Source organism: Bacillus sp. AFS029637, from assembly GCF_002584985.1.
GTDB lineage: Bacteria > Bacillota > Bacilli > Bacillales > Bacillaceae_G > Bacillus_A.
This window is the reverse complement of sequence record NZ_NUPZ01000031.1, coordinates 104216-128023: the sequence shown is the minus strand read 5'-3', so window position 1 is coordinate 128023 and position 23808 is coordinate 104216. Positions and strand designations below refer to the sequence as shown.

The 23808-nt window shown below is 35.5% G+C and carries 22 protein-coding genes, 3 other RNA genes and 2 riboswitches; of the genes, 3 read left to right on the top strand and 22 right to left on the bottom strand.

The annotated features are described in order from the left end of the window. Window positions 1–80: 80 nt before the first annotated feature. The 4 genes from COE49_RS16835 to COE49_RS16820 form a co-directional block, all read right to left on the bottom strand. A complete protein-coding gene (locus tag COE49_RS16835; protein WP_088231532.1) occupies window positions 81–803 on the bottom strand; it encodes a P-type ATPase actuator domain-containing protein in 723 nt (240 codons plus the stop codon). Window positions 804–1147: 344 nt separating this feature from the next. Beyond that, a riboswitch (M-box (ykoK) riboswitch) is annotated at window positions 1148–1313 on the bottom strand. A 137-nt stretch (window positions 1314–1450) separates the two neighbouring features. After that, window positions 1451–1837: a DUF350 domain-containing protein gene (locus COE49_RS16830; RefSeq protein ID WP_088231533.1), complete on the bottom strand. Its 387-nt coding sequence runs from the start codon at window positions 1835–1837 to the stop codon at window positions 1451–1453. Next, window positions 1830–3068, bottom strand: coding sequence for a glutathionylspermidine synthase family protein (locus COE49_RS16825; RefSeq protein ID WP_098252642.1), 1239 nt, complete (start codon window positions 3066–3068; stop codon window positions 1830–1832). Before COE49_RS16825 ends, COE49_RS16830 begins: the two co-directional genes overlap by 8 nt. 3 nt (window positions 3069–3071) lie before the next feature. After that, window positions 3072–3383, bottom strand: coding sequence for a hypothetical protein (locus COE49_RS16820; protein WP_088231535.1), 312 nt, complete (start codon window positions 3381–3383; stop codon window positions 3072–3074). Window positions 3384–3466: 83 nt separating this feature from the next. Between COE49_RS16820 and COE49_RS16815 the strand changes: the two genes are divergently transcribed. After that, entirely contained in the window at window positions 3467–3916 is a 450-nt protein-coding gene (locus COE49_RS16815) for a hypothetical protein (protein WP_098252641.1), read from the top strand. Window positions 3917–3969: 53 nt separating this feature from the next. On the opposite strand, the gene ssrS (COE49_RS16810) is transcribed toward COE49_RS16815, so the two are convergent. From ssrS (COE49_RS16810) to COE49_RS16790, 5 genes are all read right to left on the bottom strand, one after another. Beyond that, a non-coding RNA gene (gene ssrS / locus COE49_RS16810) (6S RNA) lies at window positions 3970–4153 on the bottom strand. A 21-nt stretch (window positions 4154–4174) separates the two neighbouring features. Beyond that, window positions 4175–4357, bottom strand: a non-coding RNA gene (gene ssrS / locus COE49_RS16805) — 6S RNA. A gap of 116 nt (window positions 4358–4473) precedes the next feature. Beyond that, a complete protein-coding gene (locus tag COE49_RS16800) occupies window positions 4474–5307 on the bottom strand; it encodes a sulfurtransferase (RefSeq protein ID WP_088231537.1) in 834 nt (277 codons plus the stop codon). Between the two features lie 2 nt (window positions 5308–5309). After that, window positions 5310–5582 (bottom strand): YpbS family protein, encoded by a 273-nt coding sequence (locus COE49_RS16795; RefSeq protein WP_000451820.1) that lies wholly within the window; start codon window positions 5580–5582, stop codon window positions 5310–5312. A 21-nt stretch (window positions 5583–5603) separates the two neighbouring features. Then, window positions 5604–6071 (bottom strand): GNAT family N-acetyltransferase, encoded by a 468-nt coding sequence (locus COE49_RS16790; RefSeq protein ID WP_088231538.1) that lies wholly within the window; start codon window positions 6069–6071, stop codon window positions 5604–5606. Between the two features lie 71 nt (window positions 6072–6142). Here COE49_RS16790 and COE49_RS16785 point away from each other — a divergent pair, with 71 nt between their 5' ends. Beyond that, entirely contained in the window at window positions 6143–6397 is a 255-nt protein-coding gene (locus tag COE49_RS16785; RefSeq protein WP_000369740.1) for a DUF3931 domain-containing protein, read from the top strand. 3 nt (window positions 6398–6400) lie between these two features. Here the strand turns inward: COE49_RS16785 and COE49_RS16780 are convergent, their stop codons facing one another. After that, the gene (locus tag COE49_RS16780; RefSeq protein WP_088231539.1) at window positions 6401–10060 is read right to left on the bottom strand and encodes a dynamin family protein; all 3660 of its coding nucleotides are present in this window, start codon (window positions 10058–10060) and stop codon (window positions 6401–6403) included. Between the two features lie 553 nt (window positions 10061–10613). On the opposite strand from COE49_RS16780, the gene COE49_RS16770 reads away from it, so the two are divergent. Then, entirely contained in the window at window positions 10614–11777 is a 1164-nt protein-coding gene (locus tag COE49_RS16770) for a DUF418 domain-containing protein (protein WP_098840922.1), read from the top strand. Between the two features lie 506 nt (window positions 11778–12283). Here the strand turns inward: COE49_RS16770 and COE49_RS16765 are convergent. The 12 genes from COE49_RS16765 to COE49_RS16710 all read right to left on the bottom strand — a co-directional run bounded on the left by COE49_RS16765 (window position 12284) and on the right by COE49_RS16710 (window position 23757). Continuing rightward, complete coding sequence (locus COE49_RS16765; RefSeq protein ID WP_098840923.1) at window positions 12284–13123, bottom strand: hypothetical protein; 840 nt, start codon at window positions 13121–13123, stop codon at window positions 12284–12286. Window positions 13124–13377: 254 nt separating this feature from the next. After that, on the bottom strand, window positions 13378–14700 hold the full coding sequence (gene pbuX, locus COE49_RS16760; protein ID WP_098252638.1) for a xanthine permease PbuX: 1323 nt from the start codon (window positions 14698–14700) through the stop codon (window positions 13378–13380). 2 nt (window positions 14701–14702) lie between these two features. Next, on the bottom strand, window positions 14703–15296 hold the full coding sequence (locus COE49_RS16755; protein WP_088231544.1) for a xanthine phosphoribosyltransferase: 594 nt from the start codon (window positions 15294–15296) through the stop codon (window positions 14703–14705). A 107-nt stretch (window positions 15297–15403) separates the two neighbouring features. Continuing rightward, window positions 15404–15505, bottom strand: a riboswitch (purine riboswitch). Between the two features lie 116 nt (window positions 15506–15621). Then, entirely contained in the window at window positions 15622–16368 is a 747-nt protein-coding gene (locus COE49_RS16750; protein ID WP_098945966.1) for a type I methionyl aminopeptidase, read from the bottom strand. Between the two features lie 144 nt (window positions 16369–16512). Continuing rightward, the gene (locus COE49_RS16745) at window positions 16513–16986 is read right to left on the bottom strand and encodes a GNAT family N-acetyltransferase (protein ID WP_088231546.1); all 474 of its coding nucleotides are present in this window, start codon (window positions 16984–16986) and stop codon (window positions 16513–16515) included. Between the two features lie 45 nt (window positions 16987–17031). Further along, on the bottom strand, window positions 17032–18549 hold the full coding sequence (gene ypwA, locus COE49_RS16740) for a carboxypeptidase (RefSeq protein WP_088231547.1): 1518 nt from the start codon (window positions 18547–18549) through the stop codon (window positions 17032–17034). A gap of 102 nt (window positions 18550–18651) precedes the next feature. Beyond that, window positions 18652–20589, bottom strand: coding sequence for an ATP-dependent DNA helicase (locus tag COE49_RS16735; RefSeq protein ID WP_000493697.1), 1938 nt, complete (start codon window positions 20587–20589; stop codon window positions 18652–18654). A 138-nt stretch (window positions 20590–20727) separates the two neighbouring features. After that, complete coding sequence (locus tag COE49_RS16730) at window positions 20728–20910, bottom strand: DUF3921 family protein (protein ID WP_088231548.1); 183 nt, start codon at window positions 20908–20910, stop codon at window positions 20728–20730. 61 nt (window positions 20911–20971) lie between these two features. Continuing rightward, window positions 20972–22111 carry a THUMP domain-containing class I SAM-dependent RNA methyltransferase gene (locus tag COE49_RS16725; protein ID WP_071723219.1) on the bottom strand — a complete coding sequence of 380 codons (1140 nt, stop codon included), beginning with the start codon at window positions 22109–22111 and terminating at the stop codon, window positions 20972–20974. 180 nt (window positions 22112–22291) lie between these two features. Beyond that, an RNA gene (rnpB, locus tag COE49_RS16720) (RNase P RNA component class B) lies at window positions 22292–22682 on the bottom strand. 87 nt (window positions 22683–22769) lie between these two features. After that, window positions 22770–23105, bottom strand: coding sequence for a cell division regulator GpsB (gene gpsB / locus COE49_RS16715; protein ID WP_000622429.1), 336 nt, complete (start codon window positions 23103–23105; stop codon window positions 22770–22772). A 97-nt stretch (window positions 23106–23202) separates the two neighbouring features. Next, window positions 23203–23757, bottom strand: coding sequence for an SLOG family protein (locus COE49_RS16710; RefSeq protein WP_088231549.1), 555 nt, complete (start codon window positions 23755–23757; stop codon window positions 23203–23205). Between the last annotated feature and the right edge of the window lie 51 nt (window positions 23758–23808).

Sequence of the window (23808 nt, the reverse complement as noted above, 5' to 3'; positions counted from 1 at the left end):
CGTAAGGTTACATAAATAGATTACCATTCTACGTTTTTCAACTTTGTCTATTATACATTGTTTTTGTATATTTAGCACCATTAAGACGTTCTGCTACAACAAGTATGCAATATTCCTGAATACGTATTTTTCCCAGTCGAAATAACTACAGCCTTTGCATTTCCACTAACAATATACGATCCTTTAAAACACACATTTTCAAGTTCAAGTGGATTATAATCTTTCATCCGTTTTAATGGGATAAATCGTTTACGCTCAAGATGGTAGCAGCTCTCAAATTTCTCTATACTCGCATCATTTCCTGTCAGTATAGACTCATTTACTAATAAATCATTTGCATAAATGATACGTACATCTGCTGGTACTGCATCTCCCGCTGATAAAAAAATCATATCTCCAGGTACAAGCTCTTGTACTGGTATTGCCATCATTTTCAATTCACTGCTTAGTCCCATACTACTAGAACATTCAATTCTAGATACAATAGTCGTTTCACATTGTAATTCATCACGTACATGTCGTTTAAGACCTGGAATCATTCCACTTAGCTTTATCATTACGTCTGTAATACGAGCTCTTTTTGAAATTAATTCATTTCGACCGTATATTTGAATACGTTTTTGTGCTTCTTTCATAGACAAGCCATCTCTTGTTGTTTTAAAATACGCAAATACAGATTTCACATCTCTTGTTGCGATTTCAATTAATAAATCTTTATTTTTTTGAAGCATTGTTTGTTCTTTCATTGATTTTTTACTTAGTTTATATGATGTGTTACCCACAGTTTTGTTTGCATATAACATATTATCGTCTCCTCCTTTACAACATAGGAAGAAACGCTTTGTTTCTCAATTTATCCACTTTACCCTGAAAGTGTTTAGCGCTTAAATATGTAAATAAACGCTACATTATGATAAATATAGAGGGAGGAACAAGTCGTTTCCTGCCTACATCATATATTTTTGATTTGAAGTATATGGGTAACGGAACCGAGTCAGAATTCGACATGCTCCTCACCTCCTCGTTTATTTTTATAGTTTATACTATGAAATTACTCATAGATTGGTAACAAAAAAGACCCCTACTCTTAAGAGAGTAACGGCCATTACATACACAAATAAACGATTTCTAATATCATTAGAAACCTATAGACCTCTCCCTCGTCGAGTTTTAGCACTGTATAGCATAGGTACATTACCAGCTACGTTAAGAAAGACCTTAATTCGATCATTCCTGTTGACCCATTGGCGTCTCTCGACATTTTTGGGCAGTAGCATTTCTCTATACAGGAGCCTCACCTAACAGAGACTTATTTTCATTACATAGAAAATGTTACTCTTATTTAAAATAGATGTCAACAGTAGCCTACAACTTTTTGGAAGATAATAGCCAAACCACATACAAACTAACATATATAAAACAAAAAACTTTACGTTTAAACGCAAAGTTTTTAATAAGTTATACAACCAGCGATTACAATCCCAATTGCAAGCGATAAAAACATAAGAAAAAGACCGACTGCTTGATTATCTTCTTCGAGACTTTTATTTATATTAAAGCGTGGTGTAAGCCACTCAGCTAAATAAAAGACAATAATTTGAGCCAAAATCCCAACAGCTCCCCACGAAACCATATCAAGAAGTGAAATAGAATTAGCTGCTGTCGAATATAAAACAATTGCTAGCCCAAGTAATCTTCCTCCGAGCACATAGCTTACCGCCTTATTTCCTTGAGCCATTAACTTAAATTCCTTTACTTTCGTTGTCACTTCCATTAGGAAAAGACCAACGCCTAAAAGTCCGAGTGTTACTGCTAAATATAATAAAAAATTAATCATATTTTTCCTCCTTTTTCATACCTACCGGTAAATAGTACGATTCATTCCCTGTAATTTTTTCCCCTGCACGAATACCGATACTACTCGCTTTTCCAGCAATTAAAAACGAACCAAACACATATGACAGTTTCTCCATCCCTTTTTCTGTTTCCAAGGATACGACTGGAAGTTCTGTATACTTTTGAAATATCGGCAGTGACGCTTTATACGTTTGGTGTGCATTTTGAATCATAATATTTTCGTCCTTATCGCGAACGGTAATTGTGTCCCCTTCTCTACCAAATGAAGGTTTTTGAACGAAAGAACCTTTTCCTAAAAATAAATCTGGTTCTAAATATGTAGGTAACATATATTCTTTAATCCACTGTTGTTCCTCATTTGTATAAAAGGCCTCTTCTTCTGCTAACCCCCAAATAAGACACTGAATTGATTTTGGCTGAAGTAAAAATGCTGACAAAGGATTTATGATAAAAAGCTTCCCGGCTTTTACAAGTTGCAACAGTTCCACTCCTACCAAGTCTCCTGTTTCCGGATCTCGATCTTCAATCAAATCTTCTATCGGATATGTTTGGCGATATAAAACATCAATCTGCACCCCATCCCTATCCAATAAAGCATCCTTCGTAATTCTAAGTTCTGACATTGGCACCACTTTATTTTCAACATGGCATAGCTGGCTCAAATACATAGTGGTATTCCAATCTTCTATATGTTCATGATGTGCTGTAAAAACAACATTCGGGTTGTCTATTCCCTTTGTTGCCTCCATTACAGCTTTTGTAACGCCAGAAGAAAGCAATCGTTCTTGACCTAAGTTTGGATCAGCATAGCCTAGTTTTTCACAAACTTTTCCATTCATTCGAAAACATTCCATAATAAAAGTTGGTGTATCACTATTAAACTCCAGCATTTTAATTTGGTTATCACCTGTTAAGACAAAATCAAATCGCGAAATAACAGATTCAGGATACAGTCCTTTTATTCTAATAAACGGTAGGCTTGCAGGTGGAAAACCAAATTCTAGAAGCTGCTCGTCAGATAAACTCCGCAGAATTCTAGCAGTCTTAAAAAATATTTTCCCCATTCTTTCCGTTGCTAATTGTATTTGTTGCACAGCTTTCTCTTTTATTGAAAAAACATGAAACAAACTATACTCACTTTCATATAAATCCGACCAAAAATTCGGATATTTCGAATAAAACTCTTTTCGCTTCCTTATGTATTGCGACATATTTTAGCCTCCAAATCCTCCCTTTGAACCGCTTCCAATTCCCCCTTTAAATTCCGCAGACGATTGATACGATTTAAACGCTGATGAACTTTTGAAAGTGGATTTATTTTTATAGTATGTTCCACCATAAAAGTAATGCCCACGATAACCTGAACTACTATCATCACACTGCCATACCCCAAGTTCATCATCCCAATCCCAATCTGAACAACTATTATCATTCGGTTTTGGGGGAAGATCTTGCGTGCAACCAAATAAAGTGCCAGTCATTAAAGACGTTACGACACCACCTACTAGCCATTTCGTTTTTGTCACCTTCGCACTCCCCTTTTTAAATTCTATTTCTATTATATAAGATAGCATGATAAAGTAGAAGAAAAAGGAAGAAGAGGGATAAAATGCGCTTAGAATATCGACTTAATGATGAAACGAAAAAGTATCCTGCTTTATGGAACTATACAAATATTTCTAATTCTGAAATCATCGCACGCATGACTTGTGAATATTTTATAAAAGAGAAAAATACATATGTTGTTACTGCAACTTCAGTAGATCCAGACGGAACAGTAGTTATATATATTCAAAAAGAAGAGTTTGCAAATGACCCTTCAGACCCTACATACTCCCACATCGGTTTTGAAATTAGAGAACTAAGTGAAACGAGTTCAAACATAGTTGATAGTAAAGATATATGGAACTATGAAGAAATTTTACCACCACTTCATTCAGATATTATATATATTCAGCGCGACGGCATGCATATGGAGTTCTCCTTAGATTCAAGAGAGATTGATGAAGACAGAAAGTGCTATATTTATTATGGAAACTTCACAGGTGAATCCAGATAACATGGATATTTGTATGCAACAAAAAACCTTACGTATAAAACGTAAGGTTTTTATATAGTCCCACATATGCCGTTCTCTCTAGATGTCCATAAACCTGCTCTCACAGGTGGATGCTCTCACAAATGTTTGTAACTTCCCTCTTAAAAAGATGGCCTGTTAGTTACATTTAAATATTGAACTTCCGTACTAAACTTATTGGTTTAAGACATGCATAAGCTACGTACACCGTAGGAATTGTATATAAGTTTAGTTGAAATAAGACCCCCGCACGTGCCGCTCCTCGTAAATGTCCAAAAACCCGCTACTCGCAGGTGGATGCCCTCACAGTTACCGTACATCTTCCTCCACAAGGAAGGCTTGATGATGGTCGCTAAATATTGAGCTTCCGTATAACTAACATCGGTTTTAGACATAAATAAGTTACGTACACCGCAGGATGTATTATTTACTTGTCGTTATATTATCACATTGTTTCCAATGTGTAAAATACAATCTTTTTCGAGCAATCTCTTGCTTGTGACCTTATTTTAATACAAATTTTTTTCGCATGCAAGTGATTAATCTTCTTCTTTTGCAATTTGATTTTCTGGATAAGAAATCCAATCACTCCAGCTACCTGCATACAATTTAACATTTTTGAATCCAGCTAATTTCAATGCAAGGATATTGGGGCACGCTGTAACACCAGAACCACAATACACAATTGTTTCCTTATCTTTCGAAAGGTTTTGGAATCGTTCTTGTTGCTCAGCTTCATTTTTAAATTGTCCTGATTCTAGCACTCCATCCTTCCAAAAATAGTTTACTGCTGTCGGAATATGTCCTGCTTTCGGATCAACAAGTTCCTCTACACCAGCATAACGTTTCGGTTCTCTAGAATCGATTAATGTAACATTTGCACCTGCATGGATATTCTCTCTGACTGTTTCCATCGATACAAGCATATGATCTTGTATGTTTGCTTTGAATGTTTTTCGTATAACAGCAGGAGTTTCCGCTGTTGTATGTAATCTATTCTCTTTCCAAGCAGGAAATCCGCCGTCTAATATATATACTTTCTCATGTCCTACATAACGGAGTAACCACCATAAACGAGAAGCATTTGCGCCAGCTTGACTGTCATACGCAATTACTGTCGTATGTTCATCAATACCAGCTTGTGAAAGCTTGTCTGCAAACTCTTCAATATTCGGTAATGGATGACGGCCACCATGTTCTGTTACAGAACTTGATAAATCTAAATTCAAATCAAAATATAACGCATGAGGGATATGTTCTTCCTCATACTTTTCTTTACCCCAATTAGGATTCGCTAAATCAAAACGACAATCGATTATACGGACGTTCTCATCTTCTATATGCTCACGTAACCATTCGACTGTAACTATCATCTTTAACGACCTTCTTTCTCTTGCAAACGACTTACATACTCCATAACCATTTCTTCTGTAACATATTTACGCTGCAAGGTAACACCATTTTTTGCAAGATCATTAATTTGCTTTGTTACAACATTAATGACATCAACCGAAAATTCTTTCCCATTTGACGCAAGAGATACAGCTGCTTCAATAGCTGCTTCACGCTGCGCATCTAATTGTAAACATGCTTTTACACTTTCATTTTGTTTACGAGAATGTGCTGTAATTGCTTTATGTACTTCCATCTTCTCTTCCCCCTAAATAAGTTATACTTTCTCATTCAATTCCATTGCAAGCCGAATCATATCACGGCATACAATCCCATTTTCAATAAGCTCTTCTTCATAATGCTTCGAAAAGTAATCAAAATCAATAGAAAAAATACGAAATCCATATTTTTGATATAAGGCAAGCTGTGAAACACTAGAATTACCTGTACCAACTTCAAGTTTAGACATACCATATCCTTTAGCAGTTTCTACAGCATGCTTCAATAACTTCTTTCCAATACCTTTACCTTGCATATACTCTACAACCGCAATGTTCATAATTTCCATCGTCTTCGGCCTTGTTTCCAAAAGAACATATACACCGACAACTCTTCCCTCTTGCTTAGCTACATATGTTAATCCTCTTTCTACATATGCATCAATTTGCCGGTCACTTGGATCAGCAAGCAACATTAAAGATTTCGGTATCGCTTCTTTTGAAATATGCTCTATTACAACAGACATAAAAATTCCCCCTTCTCTATTGTTCTAAACCCTCCTTGTCTACCATAAGTAATAGAAAGGAGGGATTCACCATGGACAACAATGAGAAAAAGTGCAACGTCATCTCTATTGATGGAAAGAAGAAGAAAAGCGACACGTATTCCTATCCAAAATTAGTAGTAGAAAACAAAACATATGAATTTTCTTCATTCGTCTTATGCGGTGAAACACCAGACGGCAGACGACTCGTTCTTACTCATATGATTTCTACTGATGAATTTGCAGGGTTTGTAAAATCTTTAGATACTGTACTACAAAAGAAAATTGAACGAATATTTTTCTCATAACAACTATTTAACATAAATTTCTTTTTCAATTTCTACTAACTGAGTTTGCAATTGTTCTTTACTTTGTTCATATAGTGATACATCAATCGTTTCAGCCAATGCAAATAATATACTTTCATAATAGTTCATTACATCTTGCTGCATCACTGTTTGGAATAAGTTCCACTTTACATCCCACTCTTGCTTATAATGATGAACAAATAAATCTTTTTCATCAGCTACATAATTTGATACGAACGGTTCTAATACCAATTTTGCGTCCTCTTGCATAAGAGCTTTATCATTTTTTTCAAAAAAGCTTTTCTCATTTTTGAAATGTGCTAGTGCTTTTTTGAAATCTTTTATTTCAACTGAAGGGAACGGTTCTTTATGTGTAATATCTTTATATTCATACTCCACTGTTCCACTCATAGAAATTGATTCATTTTCTACTTTGCAGTTCACTACAATTTCATCCTTTGCACGCTTCATCGCTTCATCTATCCACTTTTCAAGGCGTAATGATGTCGCACGCATTTCTTGTAATAAATCATGCTGAATAAATGCTACTAATTCCATAACGCACTGTTGCAACTGCGCTTTCACGTTTCCATCCGTTCGAAGTGATGCTGGATTAATAAATTCAGTAAATACATCGTTATAGCGTAGGAATAAGCGTTGTTGCACGTAATAAAGTAATTCTTTCACTTCATTTTGCATCGCTTGTTCTTCAGCAAGCACACTATATGATGAAATGATATGAAGTAGCTGATCACGCTCTGCTTCATATTTTTTTGTTTGCTTTTCTTTTTCATCATTCCCCTGCTTTGCACCGTTTATCATATTGACAAGAAGGTGATCCGCTCCTTGTAATGCGCCATATAGAGCATGCACAGACACAAGCATTAAATCTCTCATCATAAAGGACGTGAACGATTCTTCAAACTTAGCAATACCAGAGTTTTGTAAAATGCCGTACTTCTCTTTTTCTATATTCTTTCCTTGTTTCTCTTCAAGCGCACATAAACTTGAAATTGCAAATAAACGCGGATTTCTAATACCGTATTGCAGTAGCTGATCTGCGATGTAACCTTTTACCATTTCAAGTTCTTCCTCAGACTGTGCTAAATCAGCAGCATTAATTAAGAAGAACATTTTATCAAGTGCAAAAGTATCCTTTACACGACCAAGCTGAATTAAAAATTCACGGTCAGCACGTGAAAACACATGGTTATAATATGTTACAAATAAAATAGCATCTGCGTTTTTAATGTATTGGAACGCAACGTCCGTATGGCGGGCGTTAATCGAATCAGCCCCTGGCGTGTCTACAAGCGCTACCCCCTGCCTTGTTAAAGCACAATCATAATAAAGCTCCATATACTCAACAAAACATGATTTTTCTTCATTCGCTACATAAGCAGAGAACTCTTCTAATGTAACTTGTACTTGTTCCCCTAAATGAGCAGAAATTGCCTCATACCCTTTTTGTACCGCTCGTAAAAAACTAAATGTTGTTTTTTGCTTCCCGCTTGGTGAAGGATATTTTATAATTTTATCGATTTGCGATAACGCCTCATCTAAAGTAGTAATTTCATAATGAAACAGCTTATAAACAGCTTTCATATCTTCTAATAGCGCCTGTTTTGATTTAAACTGAACAATTACTGTTCCGTGTGGTTTTTCCTCTGTAACCGGCAAAATTTGATTAATCGTTGCCGTTGTCGGATTCGGTGATACAGGAAGCACCTTATCACCTAGCAATGCATTGGCAAATGATGATTTCCCAGCACTAAAAGCTCCGAATAATGCTACTGTAAATTGTTTTGTTTCCACACGACGTCTTTTTTCTATTACCTCTTGCTGTACATGTTTCAGTGCAGGCAATGGCTCTAATATTGTTTCAGCTTTTTTTACTTTTTCTAGTATACGTTGAATATTTAATACTGCAGTTCCTTTCAGCTCTTCTTCACGAGCCATTACGTTAGCACTTACGACTTCTTGTTCCTGTAGTGTAAATTTCTCACTAACAATTTGTTGTTTATTTTGCAATATCTCATCTATTTGCAACCCTTCCGGTGTAGCAATATGATCATGCCAAATATTTTGTAAATAACCCTCATATTCCTCAAATTTATTACTGTATTGTAATTGCGTTTCTTTCGCCGTTTGCAGCATCGTATATGTTTCAATTTCTTCTTCAATACGAGCAACCGCTTCCTTCACCTTTTGCTTTAAAACTACCGCACTCTTATCAAAAATTTGCTGTGCTTTTATAAAATAACGCTTCTTCAGTTCATTTGCTACATCCGCTGTATAAAGAAGTAAGTAATCACCAGTGAAGCCTGCGCCTTGTTTAATTACTTCAGCCAACATTTCTGGTCCAAAAGCAATCTCTAAAGCATATATGTCTTTTCCAATTTCCTCTGTGAACAATCCTTCTTCTTTTAAGAAAGCTACAATAAATTCTTTTACATGAAAATCAAGTTGCGTTTCAACAGTTTTTTGTAAAGCAGAATAAAACGCTTCTAAACGCCTCTGTTTTTCTTGCTCCGTTTTCCCTTTCGCAAATAACAAACCGACCTTAAATTTCGTTAATTTTGTTTCTAAATACGCATTTGCCAATTCTCTCATTTCAAATGGCATTAAATACGCATTATCTAATATAGCTTGCAAACCTTTTATAAATTCGTTTCTCACATGAGATTCTTTACTAGCCTCACGATGTTTAATTTCTGTTAGCTCTTCCTTTTTTTCAACTACCTCTGCAATCGAAAGCGGTGATGCTAACTCTTCCTCATATTTCAAAAGATGCTTTTCATTTTCAGAAAGAATATACGAGAAATGTTCTCCCAATAAATATTCCGTCTCTCTTTCCATCCCATTTCTTACATATTGTTCTTTTTCTTCCATAATAGAAGTAATTAACGATTCTAAGTTTCTAATTTCATTATGCGGATGGTTCATCATTCGTAATGACGTATAATACACACCATCCACTTCAATATCCCAGTTAAAGAACGATTGTTTTACACTATCTTTATAATTCTCAAATGATAATTCATTTTCTTTATGTTTGTCTATTTGGTTTACAACGAGGTAAACCGTTTTATTACGTTGTTTCAATTCTTTAACAAATTGCAAATTCACTTCCGACTGGACGTGATTATAATCCATCATATAAAAAATTACGTCTGCCAGATGTAGCGTTGATTCCGTCGCTAGTTGATGGGCATCATCTGTTGAGTCAATCCCTGGTGTATCAACTAACATAACACCCTCAGGAATTGGCGCATCATTTCGATAAATATGAACACCAATTACCTCATCACCGTCTTTACAAATTTGTTTTAATTCTTCAGCTGAATATGCACCATCATACTCGTACTGTTCTCCAGATTTAACCGTTACAACAACACGATCCATTCCTTTTTCAATTTTAACGACGTTAGCGCTAGTCGGAATTGGACTTGTTGGCAATAACTGCGCTTTATATAGATGATTCATCATCGTTGATTTCCCCGCAGAGAAGTGACCGCAAAACGCTATCATAAGCTGTTCTTGTTTATATTTTTGAATTACTTCAAACAACTTTAAGCTATTCTCTGCATCACCGTGTTTTTGCCACTCTTCATAAAAACAAACAAGTTTTTTCATACCGTTTGTCTGTACTATGTTTGTCATCCCCTTGTTCCCCTTTATCCAAGATGTATATACTTTATCCCGCTATTTGCAAACTAATAATCAGTAAAAGATGAACCTCTCCACTCATTACAGTTTCACTTTACTATCATACTAAATTTTCAGCATATTCTCATTAAAAAATAAAAAATCCCTTTCATTCTTTTTACAGATGAAAGGGATTTTATGTCATATCATTCATTTTACTGTTCCTACTCCATTTAAAACATACTTCGCGATAACTGCATATACAGCTACCGTACCTGCTACTAATGCATATACCATACTCACGCACCAACCTTTTTCTGATAATGATTATCAATTTTAAATATATTTTATCATTAAAGAGAATCATTATCAACAAATTTCTAAAAAGAAAGCTCCTTCGGGAAAAGGAGCTTTACTGCCTATTTTGAAGAAGTTTAAAACTTGTTGTGCACTCTTATTATATCTCATTCTACATATCTTAACAGTTTTAAAAATTGGAAATCTCCCCTATCCCCTTCCTCTTACATTTTGTATACTAAAAGAGAATTACTTAACAAGGAGGAAAATAATGACACAAAATCTCACACAAGGCGAGAGGATACACTCCATCGACATTATTAGAGGAATAGCTGTACTAGGTATTTTTCTTGTTAACTGGCCTGTTATCGCCGGGGTTGACTCACGTGATATTTCAGGAATTTATGAAGGGATAGACCGCTACATTCGCCTATTTTACGATATGTTTATTCAAACGAAATTTTATACCATTTTTTCGTTTTTATTCGGATTAGGTTTTTATATTTTTATGAATCGTGCTGAGGCGAAAACAGATCGTCCAAAAACTTTATTTGTTCGTCGCTTGCTTATTTTATTATTATTTGGTTTCTTGCATTACGTTCTTTTATGGGACGGAGACATTTTACATACTTATGCAATCGCTGGATTTTTCTTATTTTTATTTTATAAGAGAGAACCTCGTACCATTTTAATATGGGCAATTGTTTTATTAAGTATTTTTCAATTTTTCATGCTACTCGCTGGTATTATGATTGCATTCGTCCCAAAGGCAGAGTTAGGATTTTCCTTACCTATCATGCCACTAGAAGACTGGGTGTCACAAATACAAAATCGTTTCCATACATTTTATGCTGATGGAATTGAACTAAACGCATTCATGCTCCCAGAAACAGTTGGGCTATTTTTACTTGGTTTATACGCCGGCAAAAAGGATATTTTCCGCCGCACGAAAGAGTTAGATCCAAAGCTTAAAAAATGGCAAATTATTATGTTCATTTTAACATTACCAATGTGGTTCTTCATGGTCCGTTATTTCTTATCCAAACCATCTTATGAACCAATTTATATGCAGGTCTTTACAATGTTTAGTGGAAAGACCTTATTCATATTCTACATTTTCACGCTCATGCGTTTATTACAAAAAGAAAGATGGCAAAAGATATTACGCCCGTTCCAATACGTTGGCCGAATGGCGTTAACAAATTACATCTCGCATACAATTGTTACATTACTTGTATTTGGTCTATTACTCAAAAATTATTATCCTGCTCCATTATGGGTAGGACCACTATTCTGCGTCGGTTTCTACACGTTACAAATCTTTATTAGCCGCTGGTGGCTGTCACGTTATCAATACGGGCCACTTGAGTATATATGGCGCCTTGGTACATATGGAAAGATGATGCCAATTAAAAAGAAAAGCAAGGTCTCCTAACGATGAGTAGTTCAGATAATGTGGAGAAAAACTGAAACAACAGTTCATTTCATAAACTAAATAATATTAGAATTATTAAACGAATTAGCAATGCAATCGACACAAAAAAACGCTTGGTTTTGAACCAAGCGTTTTTAATTACTTATGCTTTAATTTTTCCTTTTTCTTTTCAATAAATAATTTCGCTTAATGTAAGGAGAATCATCTTTAAATATACTATATCTTCCAAATCAAATACCTTATTTCATAAATATTGAACATCCAACATATTTAATTGTCGTCTATGTTTTCTTTCCTTATTTATTTATTTCTATATCGATATAATATATTGTAACAAACACTAAAAGACATTGTTTATTCTTCATAAAATCACAGATTTATTAATCGTTGTGCAGCTATATCTTGAACTCGCCCCTATGCCAACATCCGCCCAATATAAAAAAAGGAATAACTCAAACCTGATTCATCCCTTTCCTGTACATTTTCAAATAGTAGAAATGCATCCTTTATAAATTATCATCTACTTTTTCATCTAAACACTCTTTTTCGGGCTTCATGTTAATCTGTTTCCACTCTTCATTTCCTACTTTACGAAATTGAGCAATTTCTACGTCGGTTCCATTCGTTAATGTAACAAAAATAATACAATAATCCGCTCCATCATTACCATGAAAGTAAATATTTTTAACGTATCCATTTTTCATAGTTGGGTACATATGCTGAATCAATTTACACCAATTTCCATATTTCACTTTTACAACCGCTTCTCCGTCATGGTCCCAACCATGATATGGCGCGCATAAAAAATCTTCTTCAATTTTACTCAAATCAGAAATCCGAAAACCTTCTTTTTCGTATTCAAGTTGGATAAATCCGTAAGAATAGCTGAAATACTCAGCATTCTTGCCTTCGAATCCCTCAATCGTTTCAATTTCATAAAAAAATCTTATTCCCCGTCTTCCATCTGGCACTCGACAAAGCTTTAGCAAACTCGTATGCCCTATCCCAGCAAACGAATTAAAGTATTCTTCATAGCTTAATTTATTTTGATACTCTTTAGACAAAAAATTATATGCAATAGGAAACGGTATACGCGCCTGACCAATGGAACCGCAACTCCTCTCTCCCATATTTTCAGCTTCACGCAAAATACTAAAATAGTTAAGAAGGGTATCTTCGGGGGTTCTAGTCAATTCTGTAGGCACTTGGATTTCTTTTTGGGTTTTATTATAATAAGGAGCGAAAAATTCCCAATTGCTAAATCTTAAATTTAAAGCTTTCAAGCAAGATGGACGAAAATATTTTTGAGGATAAGAAGTTATGTCCTGTTGATTATGTTTTAGCATTTTTATCACCCTAGTTTCAGTTTATGGGTGATTTAAGGGTTTGTGAAGAACAGTATCTCCTTCTAATAAAATAAAAACATTTCATAAAAGACATCAGATACTTTTCGAACACTAATTCTTTTTTTTCATAAAAAAACGCCACCTCTAAATTCATTCCAAAAGGAAAGAAAATATAGACGACGTTTTAACATATTTTAGATGGTAATATGTTGGATAAAGATGTATTAAAAAATCCGTTTAACCTGCAAACTTTTTTACGCTTCTCTTACTGCACTTTGCATCGGAACAGGTTCTTCTTTTACTTTCACTTTTCGCTGCGGCACCATATTAAACACGATATTTAACAATACTGCTGATGCACTTCCAAGTACAATTCCGTTATCAGTTAAAATACGAATATTTTCAGGAAGCTGTGAGAATAACGTTGGAACAACTGTCACACCAAGGCCGATTCCGACAGAACATGCAACGATCAATAGATTTTCTTGTTTCCCAAAATCAACGCTACTTAACATTTTAATACCATACGCCATAACCATGCCGAACATAGCTAGCATCGCACCGCCAAGTACTGGTTTCGGAATGATTGTTGTAATAGCTGCGATTTTTGGTATGAATCCAAGAACGATTAACATACCACCGCAAGTATAAATAATAACGCGATTTCTTACTCCAGTTAATTGAACAAGCCCTACGTTTTGAGAGTATGTTGTATATGGAAAGGCGTTGAAAATACCACCTAACACCATCGCTAATCCTTCTGCACGATAACCTTTTGTTAATTCTTTTTCACCGATTTTTTTATTGCAAATATCAGATAATGCAAAGTATACGCCTGTCGCTTCTACAATCCCTACGCAAGCAACGAGAATCATCGTAATAATTGGCGTTAATTCAAATGTCGGTGTACCGAAGTAAAATGGCTGAATACCGTGGAACCAATCAGCCTCTCCAACCGCTTGCAAACTTACTTTCCCCATGAAAGCTGCAACGATTGTACCAAATAAAAGGCCTAGTAAAATAGAGATTGAACGGATAAATCCGTCAAAGAAACGATACATAATGATAATAAATAGTAACACACCAAATGCTAATGCTAAATTTTCAAGACTACCAAAATCCTTACTTCCTACTCCTCCAGCCATATCATTAATTGCTGCTGGAACAAGTGTAACTCCAATTACGGTAACGACAGATCCTGTTACAACAGGTGGAAACAGTTTTACAAGCTTTCCAAATAATTTCGCAAAAATAACAACGAACAATCCAGCGGCAATAATTGCTCCATAAATGGAAGACACACCGTATTGTTTCCCAATTGCAATCATCGGTCCAACCGCTGTAAATGTACAACCAAGTACAACGGGAAGTCCTATACCGAAAAAGCGATTTGATAATGCTTGTAAAATTGTCGCAACGCCGCACATTAATAAATCAATTGAGACTAAATATGTTAATTCTTTTTGATTTAAACCAAGTCCGCCGCCAACAATAAGTGGAACGATAATTGCACCCGCATACATTGCAAGCATATGCTGTATACCAAGCGATGCGATCTTAAATGGATGCTGCTTCATCGTTATTTCACCTCCGCAGTTTCTTGCTGTACAAATGTAACTGTGCCGTTATCAAGTGATGCAATTTCTGCTAGTGACTCAACTCGAACACCCTGTTCACGAAGCTTCTTTCCTCCATCTTGAAATGCTTTTTCAATCACAATCCCAATCCCTGCAATACTTGCTCCTGCTTGCTCTACTAAACTCATTAAACCTAAAGCAGCTTGACCATTTGCTAAAAAGTCATCAATGATTAACACGCGATCATTTTCATCAATATGATTTCGAGATAGTGAAATTTCATTTGTTTCTTGTTTTGTAAATGAATATACTTTTGCAACATACATATTATCTTGTAACGTTAACGATTTACGTTTTCTTGCAAAGATTACTTTTACACCAAGTTCCAATGCAGCCATAACCGCTGGTGCAATGCCTGAAGATTCAATCGTCACGATTTTTGTAATGTTCTCTTCTTTAAAACGTTTAGCAAATTCTTTTCCGATTTCTTGCATAAGTACTGGATCAATTTGGTGATTTAAAAATGCATCTACCTTTAATACATCACCAGATAAAACCTTTCCTTCGTTTAAAATCTTTTCTTGTAATACTTTCATGTTTGTTCCCCCTCTTATGCAATAAAAAAACTCCAAAAGCCGCCACCACTCGTTACAAGTGAGAGACGCGCTTTTGGAGTTTCGCAAAAAAGAATGCTAAACAAGCAAATATATTCGTCCTCACTCATAGTCAAAGTATTTAAGGTACTTCGGTAGAAACTTGCAGGCCATATCCCCGCGATTATATGAGTGTAGCTAACTATTTATTTTATAGAAGGATTATAACGCAATTTTTATACTTTGAAAAGCATTTCTTAATAAAACACGTACAAATTATGCAAAAACATCATTTTCGTTCGAGTTTTGTAAACTCTTACATTTCATCTCAAAGCTTCGTTAAAATGATTGGTCCATCTTTTGTAATCGCAACTGTATGCTCGTATTGAGCAGACAATTTCCCGTCCACCGTTCTTGCAGTCCATCCATTTAAATCTACTTTAGAATATCTCATACCTATATTTACAATCGGCTCAATTGTAATTACCATTCCTTCTTGCAGCTTAGACCCTTGCCCTGGCTTCCCAAAATGAAAAATTGCTGGTTCTTCATGAATCTCTTTCCCAATCCCATGCCCCGTAAAGTCTCTTGCAACCGAAAATCCTTCAGCTGCTACATAACTTTCAATTGCATAACCAATATCCCCTACATGGTTACCGATTGTAGCCTGATCAATCCCTTTATACAAAGCACTTTCAGCTACTAACAATAACTTTTTTGCTTCATCAGAACTATCTCCCACTACGTACGTCCATGCAGAATCTGAGAGACCACCATTTAAATTTACTACCATATCAATTGTTACAATATCTCCCTCAGTTAAAGGAACATCGGCCGGAAACCCATGACACATTTCATCGTTTACAGATGCACATGTTGCATATGGATACCCGTTATACCCTTTCTGCTCAGACGTTGCACCATGCTTTTCTAAATATACTTCAACAAACGTATCAATTTCTTTTGTAGTTACACCTGGTCTTATCATTTTCGCAATTTCTCGATGACATGAAGCTAGTAACTTTCCAGACTCGTGCATCAAATCTATTTCATCTTTCGTTTTCATTGTAATCATGCTACCTCTCCTTACTAACCCTACTATTTGTTACTAAAATTCAATCATACACATCCTCTTCCAAAATTTCAAAACTTCTAATTCCAACAAGTATCATTTATTTCTACATCAAAATAAAAAAACAGAAGAATCCTCTTCTGTTTTTTATTCATTTTTACATATATAATTCATTTTCAAAAACTCAAAACTACCGCCATTTGTTTTCTGTATAAACGTTCCAACTGCTTCGAATCCTACTTGTTTATATACTTTAATTGCCCTTTTATTAAACGCCGCTACTGATAATGTTATATAGTCACAGTCGTAGTTTTCTTTACTAAAATCTATTCCAGCTTTTACGAACTGTAAACCTAATCCATTACCTGTTATATTAGGTCTCATCCCAAGCCCTATATCAACCGTTCGATTATTTATTTTACAGCAGCTAAAGAACCCAATGAGAATACCATTTTCCTTCACAGAAAATGTATGATCTCCTCTACTCTCATCATGTAAAAACTCAGCTAAATCTTCTTGATCTGCCTCCATATCGTAAAAAGAATATTCCCCTTCATAATGCCAGTTGTATGCAATTTCCTCCGCTTCTTTTTGCGTCATTATTGTATATGTATAACCCATTTTTCCATCCCCTTTAAAAAAGAGCTGCAATTAAGCAGCTCTTTTTTACAACCCATAAATTTCTTTATACTTCGATTCTAAATAATCGGCTAAGTAGTTTGCATTTAACCCTTCACCTGTCACGTCTTCTAAAATTTCAAGTGGCTTTTTCGTTTTACCATATTGATGAATGTTTTCTGTTAGCCATTCACGAATCGGTGTTACGTTTCCTTCTTCTAGTAATGCATCAAAGTTCGGAATGTCTTTTAACATTCTTTGCTTAAATTGCGCTGCATACATATAACCAAGCGCATAAGATGGGAAGTATCCAAATGAACCGCCAGCCCAGTGAACATCTTGCAATACACCTTCTGCGTCATTTTCCGGACGAATTCCTAAATATGCTTCCATCTTATCATTCCAAGCCGCTGGTAAATCCTTCACTTGTAATGTGCCATCAAATAATTCTTTCTCAAGTTCATAACGAACCATAACATGAAGCGGATATGTAAGCTCATCTGCTTCTATACGAATAAATGATGGCTTTGATTCGTTAATCGCATCGTAAAACTCATTTACTGATATACCGTCAAATTGGCCATCACTATACTCTTTTAACAAATCGTAATTTTTCTTCCAGAATGATTTATTACGCCCGATAAAGTTCTCAAAGAATAATGATTGTGACTCATGAATCCCCATAGATGTACCACTACATAGCGGTGTACCTTCAAATTTCTCTGCAATATTTTGTTCGTATACAGCATGACCACATTCATGAATTGTTCCAAACACAGCCATACGGAAATCTTTTTCGTCATAGCGCGTCGTAATACGAACATCCCCTCTATTTAATGTAATTTCAAAAGGATGTACCGTCTCATCAAGACGACCTGCTTCAAAGTCATAATTCAACTGCTTTAATAGTTCTAATGTAAAGTTCTTTTGTTTTTCTTTTGAAAAATGTTCCGATAAAGCACTTGTTTTTAATCCCTTTTTAGACTCGGAGATTTCTTTTACAAGCGGCACGATACGCTCACGAAGTTGACCAAATACGTGATCTAACACTTCCACTGTAATACCTGGCTCATACATGTCTAATAAAGTATTGTATTTATATGTTTCGTAGCCCCAATATGTAATAAATTTCTTTTTGAATTCAACAATTTTCTCTAAATACGGGCGGAACATTTCGAAATCAGATTTTTCGCGTGCTTCTTCCCACACACTTTCTGCTTTCGCTTCTAATTTCACATATGCTTCGTATTCAGCTTGTGGAATTTTCTTATTTCTATCATATTCTTTACGACATTCTTCAACCATTTTCTTCGTCGTTTCAGAAAGTTTATCTTCACGTATTAAAGCTTCAAGCTCTGTTAAATAGTTTCCCATCTCATCTGAAGTCGACATTACAAACACTTCTGATGAAAGCATGCCGATTACTTCTGAACGCTGGTCCACACCTTTTTTAGGCGCACCTGTTCTTAAGTCCCAAAACATTAAGCTTAATGCTTCTCCGTAATTCTCTATCTTCTTCACATATGTTAAAAATTGTTTTTCTACTTCATATGTAACAACTGTCATAGTATAAAAAACCTCCTTTTTCTACCTCAAACTTAATTCGACATGGCGACGTAAATTCCTTTTATAATAGAAAAAAAGCTTGGCAAGTGCCAAGCTTTTTCCTTATAATTCTTTACCTTCTACTGGAAGTACATTTTTCACTGCTGCAATCACTTTCTCATCTTCTGTATCAGATAAGAAGATTGATATAGCACCTTTATCGTCACTCGTACGAATTAAACGTCCAATTCCTTGACGAAGACGTAAAATCATATATGGTACATCTACATCCCAGAATGGATCGTTTACGTGCTTGCGCTTCGCTTCAAACACAGGATCGTTTGGAGGGAATGGTAATGACCAAATAATAACGTGTGATAGCGATGAACCAGGAATATCTAAACCTTCCCATAAATGGACAGCGCAAAGTACAGTCTCTTCTTCATTTTGGAAACGAGAAACGAGCTGACTAATTTCCTGATCTCCCTCATATAAGAACGGAACTGACATTTGTTCTTTACTTACATATTCTTTGAACGCAGCAAGCTCTTGCGTTGTACGGAATAATACGAGCGTACGTCCATTTGTTTTCTGTATATTTTCAAGTGTATATTGACACTTTCTTTCCCATTCATTTTCTTTCGTATGTGATAGTAAGTTTACTGCCATTTGTTCTTCATAATCAAATGGTGAGGCAACTGAGAATGATAAATAATCTTTTACCCCTAAACTATTTGCTGTAAATGCGAATGAATCATTGTTAGATAATGTAGCAGAGGAGAAAATATACGGGATTTTCTTCGAAAATACTTTCTCTTGTAACACTTCTTCAACTGCACGCGGCATAATTACTAATGTGAAGGCACCATCACCTTCTTCACCCCATGTAATTACATTTTTCTCATGCATGAAAAGACGAAGTGAATGTTCTAGCACATCTAAATGCTCATCAACAATATTTAAATCATATGTGTTCACTGTATGCATTTCACTTTCAAATACTAATGCATCACCAACTTCACCGATTTTTGCATAAAGTCGCTTTGCTTCAGCTGTTACTTTTTCTGTCACAGTAATTTCTAGACGATCAGAACCAGCAATTTCCTTTTTATTCTCTTGTAACACGTCAAAGAATCGTTCAGTTTGCCAAATCGTTTCTTCTACTAAATGTGCAAACTCTTCACGAATATCGTTTTGTAACAATCTTGTTAAAAGTTGCTCCATCATCGTTTGCTTCAAACGATACGTTAAAGCTTTTTGTGCCGCATACTCTACAAGATGACCTTCATCGAATACAACACAGCTACTTTCAGGTAATAACGGAATTTGTCCTTCCCGCTTACGAGCATCATACGTCCAAATATGATCCATGTAGAAATCTTGAGAACAAATGATTAAATCTGCCGCTTTACGATAATGTTCACGTGAAAGGGTTTGACCACAACGATGACGAGAATCACATGTGAAGCAATCTTGGAAGTAATCCCAATTTACTTTCGACCATTCTTCATCATTTAACAGCGGAAATTCTTTTCTGTCACCGTAGTGAGTAAAGTTTTGCATCGTGCCATGATCAAATACGAATTGTGGTAATTCATAATATACATCTTCAATTACTTCTGGAGCTCGTCCACTCATAACGTCTTCTAGCTTGCGTAAACATAAATAATTATCCATCGATTTCGCAAGTCTTACATCAACAGATAGTCCTAATGCTTCAGATAATTTAGCAATGTCCCCTTCTTCTTTCACAAGCTGTTCAATTAGCGTTTCATCTGCACAAGCGATAATCGCTGGCTTTCCTGTATAACGTGCGTAACAAATTGCATATAAAAGATATACAATTGTTTTCCCCGTTCCTACGCCTGCCTCTGCGAACATTACTTTCTTCTCTTGGAAAGCACGCTCTAATTGAAACGCCATAAAAATTTGTTCATCACGCTCTTCAAAGCCTTTTTCAGGAAGGATGTCGTAAAACACATCTCCAATCCACTCATTCAACTTATCATAAAAATTATCTTGTTTCCCTACTTCAAATGGTAATCTCTTCTCAGTAAACATCCTTAGCCTCCAACCAAAAAGTTTTTCTATAAAAAGATATAGTAACTGCTAATCATATATGTGCAGCTACTTTCCCCTGTTACAATACATAGAAATATGCGAAAAAAAATTTCCCTTTCGCAAAAGGAAAATTTTTTTCTATATTAATGACTTTAAATAGCGTTTATCAATTGCTGTTTCATGTGAAAGTGCGGACAAATACTCTTCCTGCGCTTTTTCTATTTCATCAGCAATCGCACCTTGACTATCCACTTCTTTTCCGAGCTCATCATACGTATGGTGAATAGCTTTTTGAATCATTGATAATTGAAAACTATCCATATCACTTCCTCCTTTACGCATTACATAATAGCCAGTATATGCGCGCTGGAGGAGTTTTATACTATGAATTACGCGGTGGACGTTTTCCGAAGTATTGGTAGTAGTCTGTACGGATAAAGCCGTTAAACAACTTACGTTTTTTCGACGCATCTTTTCCGTAGCACTTCTCGAATGCTTCGTAACTTGTTAATACATATGCTGACCATGTATCTAATGGACGGAATACTTGTCCCATTTCTTTATACAATTGCTCAACAAGTGCTTTTTCACTTAAACGTTCTCCGTATGGAGGATTCGTTACAACGTAGCCATAATCCTCTTTTGTTGTGAAATCTTTTACTTGCATTTGTTTAAATGTGATTAAATCACCTAAACCTACTTCTTCTGCGTTATCTTGAGCAACTCGAATCATACGATGATCAATATCTGATCCGATAATTTGTAATGGTTGATCATAGTTCGCTAAATCTTCAGCTTCTTGACGAGCTTCACGCCAGTTTTGTTTACCTACCCAGCCCCACTCATCTGATGCGAAGCCACGGTTAAATCCTGGTGCAATATTTTGTCCAATTAATGCTGCTTCAATCGGAATTGTACCTGATCCACAGAATGGATCGACAAATGGACGATCTGGCTTCCAATTTGTTAACTTAATTAAAGACGCAGCCAATGTTTCTTTTAAAGGAGCTTCCCCTTGATCCATACGGTATCCACGTTTATGAAGTCCAACACCACTTGCATCAATGGTTAATGTTGCGATATCCTTAAGCATTGCAATCTCAATACGGAATAAAGGACCATCTTCTTCAAACCAAGTTGTACGTTTATATGTTGTTTTTAATTTTTCAACGACAGCTTTTTTAACGATACGTTGGCAATCAGAAACACTGAATAACTCAGATTTTAAAGATTTACCGATAACAGGAAACTCACCGTTCTCTGGAATATAATCTCCCCAGTTTAATGCTTTCGTTTTTTCAAACAGCTCATCAAACGTCGTTGCTTTGAATTCACCAACTTTAATTTTCACACGGTCCGCTGTACGTAACCATAAATTCGTGCGACAAATCGCCTTTTCATCTGCTTCAAACGTTACTTTGCTGTTTTCTACTTGGCATTCATAACCAAGATCACGAACTTCTCGGGCAACTAATGCTTCAATACCCATGGCCGCTGTTGCAATTAAAGTAACTTTTCCCATTTGCATTCACCTCTTATGTATATTCAAACAATAATTAATAGCATGTTGTCTTATTAATTCTTACATATTACGAAGAATTTTCTCATTTATCATTTTAACTCACAATTTATAACTTCATACAAATAAAAAGCCCTCCTCTAACAAAGGAGAGCTGAGTTATTTCATAGTTGGTTCATAACGTTCTGTAAGCCATGTTCTGTTCCTTTGTACTGCAAACGGCCCACGCCTCGTACTCCGGTGGCAATCATCTATCTACAGGTTATACAACCTGTCCTTTCCCATCGTTCATTTCCTTGGAAAAGATTCCCCTACCATTATTTGGGTTTCTCGCTCGTGGGGTTTACCTCGTTCCACTCCTATCATTTCTTCAAGGACTTCGTCACTGTGGCACTTTAAAGGTAGTCAAACCATATCCGAAAGGACTTAGGTTTTTTCCCTGCCGTTAAACCAGCCTTGCAGCCAGAATACCCTAGCTTATGAATTGGCTAGGCACGAACACTACAGCCATCTCAGGCCGTGCGAGCATGGACTTTCCTCTACAACGTTGGCGTTGCAGCGATTACCCAAACGTTATGACATCCATTAGTATAGTGGAAACAAAAAGATTTTGCAATATTTTTTTCTATGTAAAATACTTTAACCTTTTTACCACCATACATTATTCGTATAATTTACTTCCAAATACAGCTTTTTCTAAATTAGATAAACGTTTTAAAATGTCCGTATTCGTGTTGTTATATACCGGTTGTGCAACTGGTGTTTGTACAGGTTGTTGCGGAACTTGTGTTGCTGCTAGTTTTTGTTCCTCTAATTCACGTTTTAAACGAGCATTTTGTTGCTTTAATTGTTCGAATTCCTTGTGGAAAGCTTCATAATCTTTAATGATCATATCAAGAAACTTGTCTACTTCTTCTTGTTGGTAACCTCTCATGCCTGTCTTAAATTCTTTTTCTAAAATATCTTTCGCCGTTAATTTAATTTTATCCGAAATCATTTTCTTCACCTCAAATTTTTGCCAAAACTTTCATTAACTAAATTTTTTCAGAAACAATGCCTTTTGTCAATCATATAAACAAGTACTATATTACATATTACTCTGCATTATTCCACTGTTCCTCTTCTATTATATCTTGTAAATCAGAAAAAAGAATGAAATAACTGTGATAATTTTCTATTTCTCCTTTTTTCTTTGCTGCTTCTACAATATATTTAGGACTTCCTGGTTTTTCTTCATCATATACAGCTAAAAGAGCATCACTTTTTTCAATAAAAAATTGATTTTTTAATTTAAATTGCTCCGGACTTTCGTACTTCCGTTTTGTGATACTATCAACATGATCTGCTTGCGAGAGAATAAATTCGTAATATTCACAATTATCTTCTTTCCAATTTTCTTCTTGTTCTAAAAACGGAGTAAATACAGCTAATTTAACATCTGGATATTCTACTTGAATTTCAAAAACAACTTCAGCAGCCCATAATTCGACTCCTAACTGCCCACTTATAATCACCCACTCCAAACCTTCTTCTACAAAAGTAGTTAATTTTCGGTGCAATGCCTTTTTGATACATGCCACCCCTGGATGATCATTTTTAAATATACCAAGTTCAAAAGGTTTATATCCCGTTACAGCAATAACTTTCATATCAACACTCCAATTACAAAAAAAGAACTAGCATTTAGCTAGTTCTAACAT